Raw genomic sequence first — 13,646 nt, forward strand, 5'->3', positions numbered from 1 at the left:
ATTATGAACGCCATTCCCCAGCACATTCCCGTTCTGTACGAAGAGGCTCTCTATTGGCTTCGGATTCGCCCCGGAGAAGTTTACGTGGACGCCACCTTGGGGGGAGCCGGGCACGCCAAGGGCATCCTGGAGCGGGGGGGCCTGGTCATCGGCCTGGACCAGGATCCCGAGGCCGTGGCCCGGGCAAGGACCCTGAACCTTCCTGGGCTTAGGGTCTTTCAGCGCAACTTCCGCCATCTAAAGGAGGTCCTCGAGGAGGCCGAGGTGGGCCAGGTGGCGGGCATCCTGGCGGATCTGGGGGTAAGCAGCTTCCACCTGGAAGATCCCAAGCGGGGCTTCAGCTACCAGAAGGAAGGCCCCCTGGACATGCGCATGGGGGAGGAAGGCCCCACCGCCTACGAGGTGGTGAACACCCTGCCCTTGGAAGACCTCCACCGCATCTTGCGGGACCTGGGGGAGGAGAAGCAGGCTTACCCCATCGCCAAAGCCATCGTGGAAAGAAGGCGAAAAACCCCCATCCGCACCACCTTGGAGCTGGCCGAGGTGGTGCGGCAGGCGGTGGGTTTCCGTAAGGCGGGCCACCCCGCCCGTAAGACCTTCCAAGCCATTCGCATGTACGTGAACGACGAACTGGGCGCGCTGGAGGAATTCCTCAGGCAAGCTGAGGAGGTCCTGGCCCCTGGGGGACGGCTGGTGGTCATCACCTTCCACTCCTTGGAAGACCGTCTGGTAAAGCGCTTCCTGAAGGAAAGCCACCTGAAGGTCCTCACCAAGAAGCCCATTACCCCGAGCCCCGAAGAGATAGCCGGAAACCCCCGGTCCCGCAGCGCCAAGCTCAGGGCCGCGGAAAAGGAGGTGGCCTGATGCGCCGCCAGGGAAGCCCAGCCACCGCCCTACGCTTCGGCCTCCTGTACCTCCTGGCCCTCCTTTTGGTCTTCGCCCTGGGCCACCGCAACCAGCTGGAAAAAGCCCACCTGGCCAAGATGGAGAAGGAGATGTCCGAATTGGCCAGCCAGGAGGAAGCCCTGCTCAAGGAAAGGTGGCAAGCTAACCAGCCTCACCGGGTGCTCTCCTGGGCTAGGAAAGAGGGATTCCTGCCCATGAGCGCGGGGAGGTGGGTACGGTGACCCTAGGCCTAGGCCGCGTATCCTGGGTCTTTTTAGGCTTGGCCCTTTGGCTGGTGCTTTTCGCCCTAGGGCTCTACGGCCTGGTAACCCATCCCCCCAGGATCCTCACGCCTCCACCGCCAGCCCCTGGGCTCAGGGGTACCCTCTACGCCCAGGACGGTACCCCCCTGGCCCTCAGCCTAAAGGAGGGGCGCTACTACCCCTTGGGGACAAGCGCCAGCCAGCTTTTGGGCTTTGGGGAGCGGGGCTCGGGCCGGGGCTTGGAGGGGCTGGAGCGGGACTTAAACGCGGCCCTCGAGGTGGGCCGCTCCTTCACCCTCACCCTGGACCCCTGGATCCAGGCCATGGCGGAAAGGGCGCTATGGGAAGGGTTAGCGCGAAGCCGGGGGGCCTATGGCACCCTGCTGGTGATGGACCGAAGCGGCGATCTCCAGGCCGTGGCCAACGGGCCAGCCTTTGACCCCTTAGCGCCCAGGAAGGACCCGGCAAAGGACGTCTCCTGGCGAAACCACGCCTTCCTGGTACCCCTGGAGGTGGGCTCCACCATGAAGGCCCTTACCGCCGCCATGCTGCTGGAGGAAGGAGCAGCCAGCCTCACCACCCGAGTGGAGGCCCCCATGCACCGGGTGGTGAACGGATGGACCATCCGGGACGTCGTCCCTCATCCCCCGGTCCTCACCTTGGCCGAGGTGCTCCGTTACTCCTCCAACGTGGGGATCAGCCTGCTGGCCGAGGCCCTGCCCAAGCAGGTGTTCTACCGGTATATGGAGAAGCTCCACTTCACCGATCCCTCCCCCCTCCCCGGGGTAAGGGTGGCCGCTCCGGTGGTTAACCCCCCTAACACCTGGAGCCGCGCCACCTACGCCAACCACACCTTCGGCCAGGGTTTCCTGGTAACCCCCTTGCACCTGGCAGCCGCCTTTAACGCCTTGGTTGATGGCACCTACCGCTCCCCCCGGCTCTTTACCCACCAGGAAGCGCGGTCCGAACAGGTCTTCTCCCAGGCCACGGCTCGGGCCATCCGCCAGGCCCTACAGGAGGGGCTTGCGCCCCGGGCCCAGCTTGCCGGTTATCCCCTGGCGGGTAAAACCGGCACGGCCCAGGTGGTGGTGAACGGCCGCTATTCCCGTGAGGTCTTTACCGCCTGGTTTGCCGGATTCGTACCTGGCGACCAGCCCCTGTACACCGTGGTGGTGGCCGTCCACTACCCCAAGGGGGAGGTCCACGGCAGCCAGGTGGCGGCCCCCATCTTCCGGGAGGTGGCCGCCGGACTCTTGGCATACCGCGGCGTACCCCCCTATGCTGAAGGGCGGTGAGTAGCCTGTGTATGTACATCATGTTAGGGAAATAACGCCGGAGTGGGTGGCCCGGGCCACAAAGGGAAGGCTTCACCCCGGCGGAAAACCCGTCCACGACCTCCGTTGGGACAGCCGGGAGGTCCAACCGGGAAGCCTTTTTGTGGCCCTGCCGGGAAGGCACACCCACGGCCGGATCTTTGTGGGCGAGGCCCTAGCCAAAGGAGCCCACCTGGTCCTCTCCGACCAACCCGGACCCGCCACGGTGGAGGTAAAGGACACCCACCAGGCCCTTTTGGCCCTCGGGGAAAGGTTGCGGGACCTCTTTCCGGGAACGGTGGTGGCCGTGGGGGGAAGCTCCGGTAAAACCACCACCAAGGAGGCCATCGCCCAGGCCCTCGGCCTCCCTGCGCCCCAGGGAAACCAGAACACGGCCCCTCCCCTGGCCCGTTTTTTCCTGGGGCTTGACCCAAAGGCCCCCGGGTGCGTGGTGGAGCTGGGGGTGGACCGGGTGGGGGAAATGGCCGAGCTCATGGGCCTAGCCAAGCCACACCTTGCGGTGCTTACCGCCTTAGGGGAGGAACACCTTCTGGCCTTTGGCAGCCTCGAGGGGGTGGTGCGGGAGGAAGCAGGCCTCCTCTCCGCTCCCCAGGCCCTGGTGAGCCTGCAAGCGGCTGAGGTTTTGGGCCGCTTTGGCCTGGACCAGGGCCTACCCACTTACGGCTTTGGCGAGGCCACCTTCCGGGGAAAGGACCTGCGGCTTTTCCCCACGGAAAGCCGCTTCCGCTACGGCCCCTGGGAGGTGCGGGTGCCCTATCCCGGCATAGGCCCGGCCCTGGCCGCCTTGGCTGCCTTGGGGGTGGCGGAGGTCCTGGGCCAGGATACGAAGGAGGTGGCCGAGCGCCTTGCCCACCTGGTCCTCCCCCCTGGACGGATGGAGCGGCGGGAGAAGGAGGGGGTGGTGTTTTTGAACGACGCCTACAACGCCAACCCCCTGTCGGTGCGGGCGGGGCTGGCCTGGCTTGCCGCCCAGCCCGGGCGCAAGTGGGCGGTGCTGGGGGAGATGCTGGAGCTGGGTGAACAAGCCCTGAAGCTCCACCTGGAAGTGGCCGAGGAAGCCTCGCGGCTTGGCCTTAGCCCCCTTTACGTGGGAAGCTTCGCCAAGGCCCAGGCGGCCCTGGGCGGCGAGGCGGTGGGAACCCTGGAGGAGGCCCTTCGGTGGCTCAAGGAGAGGGTACAGCCCGGCGACCTGGTCTATCTGAAGGCCTCAAGAGGTGTGGGCTTGGAAAGGCTTTTGGAACTATGGGAAGGTTGACGGCCTTGCTTCCCCTAACCCTGCTTCCCGCCTGTGCCCCCTTGCAGGCCCCACCCCCGGTGTTGCCGTACCCAGGAGGGTTTGTCCAAGGAGGGCTGGTCACGGGCCGGTTCCAGGTGGCCCTGCCGGGACCTCCCCTCTTCCTGGATGCCGATGCCTCTAGCCTCTATGCCGCCTACCCCTACCAGCTTCTCGTCTACCGGGATGGCCAGTGGGAAAGCCTACCCCTGCCCGGCGTCCCCCAGTTTCTCAGGGCCTCGGGGGGGAAGGGGGTAGTGGGTCTGGGGGAAGCGGTGTATGCGGAGGGAAACCTCCTTCCCTATCCCGCAAGGGATGGGGTCTGGACGCAAGAAGGGCTCTTCTGGGTGGGAAAAAGCGGCCTCTTTCGGGAAGGGGAGCTCCTCAGGCAAGGCGCCTTCCAGCAAGTGGTGGTCTGGGAGAAACGGGTGGTGGCCCTGGGAGAGGAAGCCTACTTCTATCCTGACGGGCAAAGGCTTCCCCTCCCCCATCCTGCTCGTAAGGCTCAGGCGGGCAGCTGCGGGGTGGTGGCCCTCATGGGAAACCGGGTCTATGTGGTACGGCCCGAGGGGGCGAAACCGGTGGCGGAAGCCCAAGATGTCGCCGCCTGGGAGGAAACCCTCTACCTGGTCCCCGGCATGCGGACGGCCTCCTGCAAGGAGGTGGTATGGCCCTAGCCCTCCTCCTCTCCTGGTTCTTCACGGCAGCTTGGATTGTATTCATGAGAAGCCTGGACCTGGGCAAAAAGGTGCGTGCCGATGGTCCAAAGACTCACCTGGCCAAGGAGGGTACCCCCAGCATGGGAGGGGTAGCCTTCCTCCTGGCCGCCTTTCTGGCCTACTGGCTTCTGGGAAGGGATGGGTTCTTTGGCCTTTGGCTTTTGGGTTTGGGCTTCGCCCTTCTCGGACTGCTGGACGACCTAGGGGGAAGCCTGGCCCGCCCCCTAAGGGCGCGGGAAAAGCTGGCCTTCCAAAGCCTCATGGCCCTGGTCTTCGCCCTTTGGGCGGTGCGGCAGGTGGCCTACACCCCTTGGCCCATCCTGGACGTGCTCCTCATCCTCCTGGCCGTGGTGGGTGCAGCCAACGCCTTCAACTTCACCGATGGCCTGGACGGGCTCTTGGCCAGCGTCACCGCCCTCCTCCTCCTTCCCTTCTACCCCTATCCTTTCGCCCAAACCCTCCTGGGGAGCCTCTTGGGCTTCCTCTGGCACAACGCCCCAAGGGCCAAGGTCTTCATGGGGGACACGGGAAGCCAGGCCCTGGGGGGGATGGTGGCGGGGCTCTTCGCCCTCACGGGCAAGCTTTGGCTCCTGCCCTTGGCGGCCATCGTCCCCGTGCTGGAGGTGCTCTCGGTGGTGATCCAGGTCCTCTACTTTCGCAAGACGGGAAGGCGGCTTCTGCGCATGAGCCCCCTGCACCACCACCTGGAGCTATCCGGCTGGGAGGAGGCCAAGATCGTCTTCCGCTTCGCCATCCTCACCGCCTTGGCCACCGCCTTGGCCTTCGTGGGAGGTGGGGCATGATCCTGGTCTTTGGCCTTGGGCGAAGCGGGCTTGGGGTGCTGCGTTTCCTGAAAAGACGGGGCCTTTCCGCCCGCTTTTACGACGACCACCCAAAGGCAGAGGAGGTCCAAGAGGCCATGGCCTTGGGTTTCACCCCCGACTGGGAGTTGGCAGGGGATTACCGCGAGGTGGTGGCCGCCCCCGGGGTACCCCTTTCCCATCCCCGGCTGAGGGCCTTGGGAGAACGCAAAGCCCGGATCCTGGGGGAGGCGGAGCTGGCCTACCGCCTTTCCCCTACCCCCATCCTGGGCATCACCGGCACCGCCGGAAAAACCTCCACCACGCTTTTCACCGCCCACCTCCTAAGGGGGCAAGGGCTGAAGGCCCTCGAGGGCGGCAACGTGGACCCCCCCCTGGTGAGCGTGGTGGACGAAGCCGAGGTGGCGGTGGCCGAGCTTTCCAGTTTCCAACTGGAAAGGATCCATGCCTTTCGCCCCCGGGTGGCGGTCCTCCTCAACCTGGGGGTGGACCACCTGGACCGGCACGGGAGCCTGGAAGCCTACCACCGGGCCAAGCTCAACCTCCTCAAGAACCTGACCCAAGAGGACGCCTTGGTATACAACCAGGAAGACCCCCGCATACGCCAGGCAGCCGAGGCTTCTCCTGCCCGGCCCTATCCTTTCCAGCCCAGGGGAAACCCCCGGGAAACCAACCTGCAAGCGGCCCTCACCGCCACCCGGGCCTACCTGGAGCTACTGGGAAAGCCCGTGGACGAGGAGGCCCTGGAGGCTAGCCTAAGGACCCTTCCCTCCCCTCCCCACCGCTTCCAGGCCTTCGCCCGCAAAGGGGAGGTGGTCTTTATCGATGACTCCATCGCCACCCGCACCCCCGCCGTCCAGGCTGCCCTGGAAGCCGCCCCCCCGCCCATTGCCTGGATCCTGGGGGGGGAGGACAAGGGGGCGGACCTTGGCCCCTTGCGCCCCCTGCTTTCCCGGGTACGGGTGGTGCTGGCCATCGGCCGGGATGGTCCTAAGATGGCGCAAGCCTTGGGGGACGGGGTGGAGGTGGTGGCCATCCTCGAGGCGGATGGCCGCAAGGCTATGGAACAGGCGGTGGCGGAAGCCCTCAAGCGCCTGGACAAAGGGAGCGTTCTCCTAGCCCCCTTAGCGGCCAGCTTTGACCAGTTCAAGGACTACAAGGACCGCGCCCAGGCTTTCCGGGAGGCCGTCTATGCTCTGGGAGGTGAGCCATGGACCCCATCCTCCTCCTGAGCACCCTTCTCCTTATGGCCTTCGGCCTCCTGGGCGTGGGGGTTGCCGAGCCTGGCCTTCTCCTGAACCATCTTCTGCGCATCGCCGTGGCCCTTGCCGCCCTGTTCCTGGGCCTTCTCCTACCCCCCGAAAGGCTCCTTCGCCACGCCCGCCTCATCCTCCTGGCCACCTTGGGCCTTCTCCTCCTGGTCCTTTTCGTGGGCAACGGGCCGGGCGGGGTGCGGCGCTGGCTGGACCTGGGGCCTTTGAACCTCCAGCCCTCGGAACTGGCCAAGGTGGCCCTGGTCTTCTACCTGGCCTCCTTTGTGGGGCGGAAGGGAAACGACTACCCCATCGTGGGGGCCGCAGCCCTGGTGGGCCTCACCGCAGGCCTGGTGTTGGTGGAACCCGATTTTGCCACCGCCCTTTTCCTGGTCACCTTGGGGACCCTCCTCTTCGTCCTGGCGGGGGTGCCCTGGCGGCGGCTCATCATGGTAAGCCTGGCAGGGGCCCTGGCCCTGGCCCCCTTTTCTGGGGTTTACCTAGCCCGCTTTCGCTACGTCTCCGAACGCTTCACCAGCTTCCTGGATTATCTTCAGGGAGAAGCCAATCCCGCCCAGACCGCCTACCAGGTCCTCCAGGCCCAGAAGGCCTTGGTCCTGGCCGGCCCCTTTGGCCAGGGTCCCTCGGGCAACCTGCCCCACCTGCCCGAGGCCCACAACGACATGGTCTTCGCCAGCGTGGTCTTCACCACCGGCTGGCTGGGAGGGCTCATGGTCCTCTTGCTTTACTTCCTCCTCTTCGCCCGGGGCCTTTCCCTGGCCCTTAGGCTCCCCGGACCCTTGGGGTTGGTGGCCCTGGGCCTTACCCTCTACCTCACCCTGCAGGCTGCCCTCAACATCGGGGTTACCGTGGGCTTTCTGCCGGTCACGGGCGTTCCTCTGCCCCTGGTGTCGTATGGGGGAAGCTCCCTTTTGGTTTCCGGCTTCGCCGTGGGCGTTTTGATGCGCTTGGCCCGGGAAGCGCAAAGGAAGGGGGTGCAGCCGTGGTCCTCCTGACCGGGGGTGGGACCGGGGGACACCTTTTCCCCGCCTTGGCGGTGGCGGAGGAGCTCCGGAAACGGGGCCGGGAGGTCTTCTACCTGGGAAGCCAAGGGGGCCTCGAGGCCCGCCTCCTCCCCGAAACCCCCATCCCCCACGCCCTAATCCCCACAGGCAAGCTGGACCGCAGCGCCCTTCGCGCCCAGGAAGCCGGGAAACTCCTCCAAGGCCTCAGGGCCTCCTGGCGGCTTTTGGGCGAGAAGAAACCCCAAGCCATCCTCTCCACGGGGGGGTACGCGGGGTTTCCCGGGGCCATGGTGGGGGAAATCAGGGGAATTCCCGTCCTCCTTCACGAGCAAAACGCCAAGCTGGGTCTGGCCATCCGCCTCCTTACGCCCCTGGCCCGGGGGCTGGCCCTATCCGTGCCCGTGCCCCTGGACTCGAGGCTGGCCCACAAGGCCCGGGTCACGGGCTACCCCGTGCGGGAGGTGCGCTACCCCAAGGCCGAGGCCAGGGCCCGGCTAGGCTTTCCCCAGGACCAACCCCTCCTCCTGGTCCTGGGGGGAAGCCAAGGGAGCCTGGAACTCAACGAAAAACTTCCGCCCCTCTTGAAACCCCTGGGCCTTCCCGTGCTCCACCAGGTGGGCGAGCGCTGGGTGGAGCGCTACCGGCACCTGGAAGCAGAGGGCTATCGGATCGCGGGTTTCGTGGACGCTCCCCTGGCCATGAGCGCCGCCGACCTCCTCCTCGCCCGGGCCGGGGCGGGCACCCTGGCGGAGGCCGCTTACCACCGACTGCCCGCCTTGCTCTTTCCCCTTTCCCCCAGCCTGGACGGGGGTGCCCAGGTGGCCAACGCCCAAGCCTACCAGAAGGCAGGGGGGGCGGAGCTTGGGGAGCTGGCCGAGCTGGGCAAGCAGGTGGAAAGGATCCTGGCCCACCCCGAACCCTACCGGGAGGGCATGGCCCGGCTTTCCCCTGAGGGCGCGGCGGCTAGGCTGGCGGATTGGTTGGAGGAGTTCCTATGAAGCGGGTACACATCATGGGCCTCGAGGGGGTGGGCATGAGCGCCTTAGCCCGCCTCTTGCTGGGGGAAGGCATAGAGGTAACCGGGTGCGACCTGGCTCCCGGCCGGCGGGCGGAGAGCCTGGGGATCCCGGTCCATAGGGGCCATGATCCTGCCCACCTCCAGGGGGAGGATACCCTGGTGGTCCCCACCCCCATTCCCCTGGACCATCCGGAGGTGGCCGAGGCCCGGCGCAGGGGGATGGGGGTGTTGCGCAGGATGGAACTTCTGGCCCATCTCCTTGGGCAAAAACCCTCCTTGGGCGTCACCGGCACCCACGGCAAGACCACCACCACGGGGATGCTGGCCAGCATCCTCCTGGCTGCGGGGCTGGACCCCTGGGTGCTCCTTGGGGGTGAGCTTTCCCTCCTTCCCGGAAACGCCCGATATGGCCATGGCCCCCGCCTGGCGGAGGTGGACGAGTCCGACCCCCTTTTCCAGGAGGTGCGGGTGGATATCGCGGTGGCCACCAACCTGGAGGCGGACCACATCGCCCCCGCCGGGCAAAGGGCCCCCAACTACCACGCAAGCCTGGAGGAGTTGGAGAAGGCCATGCGGGGCTATCTGGAGGGGGCCCGCCTGGCCGTCCTTCCCAGTTTTGACCCCAGGCTACGCCGGCTTTCCCAGGGGCTTCCCCGAAGGCTTTTCGGGGAAGGAGGGGATCTTTGGGCCGAGGGGCTGGAGCTTGGCCCCAAGGGGAGCCACTTCCTCTTGGTCTACCGGGGAGAGGCCTTGGGGGAAGCCCGCCTGCAGGTTCCCGGCCAGCACAACGTGAACAATGCCCTGGCCGCCGCCTTGGCCGCCTTGGCCTTCGGGGTGGAACCGGGGGCCATCCTCGAGGGCCTGGCCCGCTTTCCGGGGGTGGAACGGCGCTTCCAAAAGGTGGGCGAGGTGGGGGGAGCCTGGGTGGTGGACGACTATGCCCACCATCCCACGGAGGTACGGGCCACCTTGGAAGCGGCCAGGCTTTTGGGCCGGCGGGTGCGGGTCCTCTTCCAACCCCACCGCCTTCTTCGCACCCTGGAGCTTTGGCAGGACTTCGCCGAGGCCCTGGCCCTGGCGGAGGAGGTGGTGGTGCTTCCCGTGTACACCGCCGGGGAAAGGGTGGGCCTCTCCCCCGAGGAACTTGCCCAAAGGATCGTCCAGCACCTCCACCTTTTGGGAAAGGAAGCCCGCTTCTTGGAAAAGGAGGAGGCCCTGGCCTACGCCAAAGCCAGCGCCACCCCAAAGGACCTTTGGCTTACCTTGGGGGCAGGGGATGTGACGGAGCTGGCCTGGAGGCTTGCGCATGAGGGTGGAACGGGTTCTTCTTAAGGATTACACCACCCTGGGCATCGGGGGACCCGCGGAGCTTTGGACCGTGGAGACCCGCGAGGACCTCCTAAAGGCCACGGAAGCCCCTTACCGGATTCTAGGCAATGGCTCCAATCTGCTGGTAATGGACGAAGGGGTCCCGGAAAGGGTCATCCGCCTCGCTGGGGAGTTTGCCACCTACGACCTAAAGGGCTGGGTGGGGGCGGGGGTCCTCCTTCCCCTCTTGGTGCAGGAGGCGGCCCGCCAAGGGCTTTCCGGCCTGGAGGGCCTCCTGGGCATCCCCGCCCAGGTGGGGGGTGCGGTCAAGATGAATGCGGGGACCCGGTTCGGGGAGATGGCGGAGGCTCTGGAAGCGGTGGAGATCTACCACGAGGGCCGCTTCCACATCTATCTCCCCGAGGAGCTGGGCTTCGGCTACCGGCAAAGCCGCCTTCCTCAGGGAGGCATCGTGACCCGGGTGCGCCTGAGGCTCAAGGACCGCCCCTTGGAGGAGATAAGGCGGCGCATGGCCGAGGTGGACGCCGCCAGAAAAGGCCAACCCAAGCGCAAAAGCGCCGGCTGCGCCTTTAAAAACCCACCGGGCCACTCCGCGGGCCGGCTCATCGACGAGAGGGGGCTCAAGGGCTTAAGGGTGGGCGACGCCATGGTATCCCTAGAACATGGAAACTTTATCGTTAACCTCGGGCAAGCCACCGCCAGGGACGTGCTGGATCTCCTTAAGCGCATCCAGGAGGAACTGCCCCTGGAGCTGGAGTGGGAGGTATGGCCTTGAGGCTTATGAGGCTTAGTCGTTTTTTCACAGGGGAGGATTAAGATGGGTGGGATGAGACTTTTGCTGGCCTCCCTTTTCGCCGCCACCCTCTACGTGGCCAGCCTGGTGCTCTTCCCCGTGGACAAGGTGGTGGTGGAAGGCAACCGCCACCTCCAAAAAGAGGAGATTCTGGCCCGCACCCGGCTCTATGCCGGCGAACCCTGGCTTTGGGTGGGGAATGGCCGCCTGGAGGCCCTCCGTCAGGACCCCTGGGTGGCGGAAGCCCGGCTGGAGAAGCCCCGGATAGGGGAGGTCCGCCTGGTCCTGAGGGAGCGGGAACCCCTCCTCCCCCTGGCGGACGGCAACGCCCTGGCCACCGACGGGACGGTGCTTCCCGGAGGGGCCCACCTGGCCAAGGGTCCCCGGGTGGAGGGCCAAGGCCCCCTGCCCGTCCAGGACCTTCTGGCCCTGGCCCGCGCCTACCCCGAGGCCACCCGGCTGCGCTACACGCCCGCCGGGTTTTGGGTGGAAACGCCGCAGGGCGTGGCCTTTGCCCCAGAGGCTCAACTTCTAGTAGAGTATGCCCAGGCGGGCGGACCAAAGGGCAGGATTTACCTGTATTCTTGGGGGGTGAGTGAAAGCCCATGATTATCGCTGGATTGGACGTCGGCACCAGCAAGGTCACCACCGTGATCGGGGAACTGGCCCCCGATGGCGTTTTGGACATCATCGGCGAGGGCACCGTGCCCTCCCAGGGCTTGAAGCGGGGCGTGGTGGTCAACCTGGAGCGCACCACGGAGGCCATCCGCCAAAGCGTGCACCAGGCAGAGCGGGTGGCGGGGGTCAAGGTGGAGCGGGTCATCCTGGGGGTGGGGGGCCCCCACCTGAAAAGCGTGACCAGCCATGGCCTAGCCGCCATCCGCCGGGGCCAGAGCATCAGCACGGCCGATGTGGAGCGGGCCATTGAACAGGCCAAGGCCTACCCCTTTGACAGCGAGCTGGAGCTCCTCCATGCCCTTCCCCTGGAGTTCAAGGTGGACGGCCAGGAGGGGATCCGGGATCCCGTGGGCATGGCGGGGGTGCGCCTCGAGGTGGATGTCCACCTGGTGGCCGCAGGCCGGGGGCCCTTGGCCAACCTGCGCCGGGCGGTGGAGGATGCTGGGCTGGAGATCGAGGCCCTGGTGGCCCAACCCCTGGCCAGCGGCCTCGGGGTGCTAGGCCCCGAGGAGGAGCACATGACCGTCCTCCTCCTGGATGTGGGCGGGGGCACCACCGAGGTGGCCGTCTTCCGCGAAGGCCGCCTGGCCCACTCCTCCGTTTTGCCCTTGGGTGGGGACCACGTGACCCAGGACATTGCCCAGCTCCTGAAGATCCCCTTTGAGGAGGCGGAAAGGGTAAAGCGCAAGTACGGGGCCGCCCTACCCGAGCTTGCGGATCCCGAGTTGGTCCTGGAGATCAATCAGGAAGGTGGGTCCTTGGGGGAGGTACCCGCTCCTGAACTGGCCCGGATCATCCGTCCCCGTTTGCGGGAGATCCTGCACCTGGCCCGCCAGTCGGTGGACGAGGCCCTAGGGCCCTTGGAGATCAAGGTGAATCGGGTCATCCTCACCGGAGGTAGCGCTCTCCTTAAGGGCTTTGACCTGCTGGCAAGGCAGCAGTATAGCCTTCCCGTACGGGTGGGCAAGCCCCATGGGGTCTCCGGCCTTACCGACGTGGTGGCCACCCCTGGCCATGCCACCGCCGTGGGCCTGGTTCGCTACGCCACCACCTTGCCCATGCCCGCACCCGAGCCCCGAAGGGCCAGGGAAAGAAGGGAAAGGCGCGAGGAGAAGGCGAAGGGTGAGGGCCTTTGGGCGCGGATCAAGGAGATTCTTAATAACCTATTCTGATTTCGGTTTGGGAAGAGGAGGCAGAGATGGAAGGAGCCATCATCAAGGTCATCGGTCTCGGGGGAGCGGGGAACAATGCGGTAAACCGCATGATTGAGGCGGGGCTCGTGGGGGTGGAGTTCATTGCCGCCAACACCGACGCCCAGGTGCTGGCCAGAAGCCTGGCGGACGTGCGCATCCAGCTGGGGGAGAAGCTCACCCGGGGCCTTGGGGCTGGAGCCAATCCCGAGATCGGGGAGAAGGCGGCCCTCGAGGCCGAGGACCTTATCGCCGAAGCCCTGGACGGGGCTGACCTGGTCTTTCTCACCGCGGGCATGGGGGGCGGAACGGGAACAGGAAGCGCCCCCGTAGTGGCGGATATCGCCAAAAGGCTTGGGGCCCTCACCGTGGCCGTGGTCACCCGGCCCTTCAGCTTTGAGGGCCCCAAGCGCCTAAAAGCCGCCGAGGAGGGTATCCGGCGCCTTAGGGAACGGGTGGACGCCATGGTGGTGGTGCAAAACGACCGCCTCCTCGCCGCCGTGGACAAAAAGGTGACCCTAAGGGATGCCTTCCTCATCGCCGACCGGGTGCTCTACCACGGGGTCAAGGGCATCACCGACGTCATCAACCTCCCGGGCCTCATCAACGTGGACTTCGCCGATGTGAAAACCCTTTTGGAGGGAGCGGGCCAGGTGCTCATGGGCATTGGGGCGGGACGGGGGGAAAACCGGGTGGAGGAGGCCGCCAAGACCGCCACCCACAGCCCCCTTTTGGAGCGCTCCATCGAGGGAGCCAGGCGGCTCCTCCTCAACGTGGTGGGCTCAGAGGACCTCTCCCTTATGGAGGCCGCAGAGGTGGTGGAGCGGGTGCGGGAGGCCACGGGCCATGAGGACGTGGACATCCTCTACGGGGTCACCTACGATGAACGGGCCCAGGATGAGCTGAGGGTGATCCTGATCGCCGCAGGCTTTGGCGAAAGCACCGTGGTACCCAAACCCCTCAGGCCGGTGGACTTCCCCAGCCACGCCGACCCCTACAACTTTGACATCCCCGCCTTTATCCGCTACGGGGACGCGGATTACCCTCCCAGAAAGGGCAACTAGG

Annotated in this window: 14 protein-coding genes; all 14 read left to right on the forward strand. The window is 66.3% G+C overall.

Features of this window, described 5'->3' with window-relative positions:
- Positions 1-3 precede the first annotated feature (3 nt).
- From rsmH to ftsZ, 14 genes are read left to right on the forward strand one after another with little or no spacing between them, the layout of a single operon-like run.
- Positions 4-864 carry a 16S rRNA (cytosine(1402)-N(4))-methyltransferase RsmH gene (gene rsmH / locus DK874_RS06870; RefSeq protein WP_114313288.1) on the forward strand — a complete coding sequence of 287 codons (861 nt, stop codon included), beginning with the start codon at positions 4-6 and terminating at the stop codon, positions 862-864.
- A complete protein-coding gene (locus DK874_RS06875; RefSeq protein WP_114313289.1) occupies positions 864-1,127 on the forward strand; it encodes a hypothetical protein in 264 nt (87 codons plus the stop codon). Before rsmH ends, DK874_RS06875 begins: the two co-directional genes overlap by 1 nt.
- Positions 1,124-2,443 (forward strand): peptidoglycan D,D-transpeptidase FtsI family protein, encoded by a 1,320-nt coding sequence (locus DK874_RS06880; RefSeq protein WP_114313452.1) that lies wholly within the window; start codon positions 1,124-1,126, stop codon positions 2,441-2,443. Before DK874_RS06875 ends, DK874_RS06880 begins: the two co-directional genes overlap by 4 nt.
- 7 nt (positions 2,444-2,450) lie before the next feature.
- Positions 2,451-3,737, forward strand: a complete 1,287-nt coding sequence (locus DK874_RS06885; RefSeq protein WP_114313290.1) for a UDP-N-acetylmuramoyl-tripeptide--D-alanyl-D-alanine ligase — start codon at positions 2,451-2,453, stop codon at positions 3,735-3,737.
- The gene (locus tag DK874_RS06890) at positions 3,725-4,432 is read left to right on the forward strand and encodes a hypothetical protein (RefSeq protein ID WP_114313291.1); all 708 of its coding nucleotides are present in this window, start codon (positions 3,725-3,727) and stop codon (positions 4,430-4,432) included. Before DK874_RS06885 ends, DK874_RS06890 begins: the two co-directional genes overlap by 13 nt.
- Positions 4,423-5,277 (forward strand): phospho-N-acetylmuramoyl-pentapeptide-transferase, encoded by an 855-nt coding sequence (locus DK874_RS06895; protein WP_114313292.1) that lies wholly within the window; start codon positions 4,423-4,425, stop codon positions 5,275-5,277. The genes DK874_RS06890 and DK874_RS06895 overlap by 10 nt, the downstream gene beginning before the upstream one ends.
- Entirely contained in the window at positions 5,274-6,527 is a 1,254-nt protein-coding gene (locus tag DK874_RS06900; protein ID WP_114313293.1) for a Mur ligase family protein, read from the forward strand. Before DK874_RS06895 ends, DK874_RS06900 begins: the two co-directional genes overlap by 4 nt.
- Positions 6,506-7,564 (forward strand): FtsW/RodA/SpoVE family cell cycle protein, encoded by a 1,059-nt coding sequence (locus DK874_RS06905; protein ID WP_114313294.1) that lies wholly within the window; start codon positions 6,506-6,508, stop codon positions 7,562-7,564. The genes DK874_RS06900 and DK874_RS06905 overlap by 22 nt, the downstream gene beginning before the upstream one ends.
- Entirely contained in the window at positions 7,552-8,571 is a 1,020-nt protein-coding gene (locus DK874_RS06910) for a UDP-N-acetylglucosamine--N-acetylmuramyl-(pentapeptide) pyrophosphoryl-undecaprenol N-acetylglucosamine transferase (RefSeq protein WP_114313295.1), read from the forward strand. Before DK874_RS06905 ends, DK874_RS06910 begins: the two co-directional genes overlap by 13 nt.
- Positions 8,568-9,923, forward strand: coding sequence for a UDP-N-acetylmuramate--L-alanine ligase (gene murC, locus DK874_RS06915; protein ID WP_114313296.1), 1,356 nt, complete (start codon positions 8,568-8,570; stop codon positions 9,921-9,923). The genes DK874_RS06910 and murC overlap by 4 nt, the downstream gene beginning before the upstream one ends.
- The gene (locus tag DK874_RS06920) at positions 9,898-10,695 is read left to right on the forward strand and encodes a UDP-N-acetylmuramate dehydrogenase (protein ID WP_114313297.1); all 798 of its coding nucleotides are present in this window, start codon (positions 9,898-9,900) and stop codon (positions 10,693-10,695) included. Before murC ends, DK874_RS06920 begins: the two co-directional genes overlap by 26 nt.
- Before the next feature lie 42 nt (positions 10,696-10,737).
- Entirely contained in the window at positions 10,738-11,322 is a 585-nt protein-coding gene (locus DK874_RS06925) for a cell division protein FtsQ/DivIB (protein ID WP_114313298.1), read from the forward strand.
- On the forward strand, positions 11,319-12,563 hold the full coding sequence (gene ftsA, locus DK874_RS06930) for a cell division protein FtsA (protein ID WP_114313299.1): 1,245 nt from the start codon (positions 11,319-11,321) through the stop codon (positions 12,561-12,563). The genes DK874_RS06925 and ftsA overlap by 4 nt, the downstream gene beginning before the upstream one ends.
- A gap of 26 nt (positions 12,564-12,589) precedes the next feature.
- Positions 12,590-13,645 carry a cell division protein FtsZ gene (ftsZ, locus tag DK874_RS06935; protein WP_114313300.1) on the forward strand — a complete coding sequence of 352 codons (1,056 nt, stop codon included), beginning with the start codon at positions 12,590-12,592 and terminating at the stop codon, positions 13,643-13,645.
- The last annotated feature ends 1 nt before the right edge of the window (position 13,646 follow it).

Source organism: Thermus caldifontis, assembly GCF_003336745.1.
Lineage (GTDB): Bacteria > Deinococcota > Deinococci > Deinococcales > Thermaceae > Thermus > Thermus caldifontis.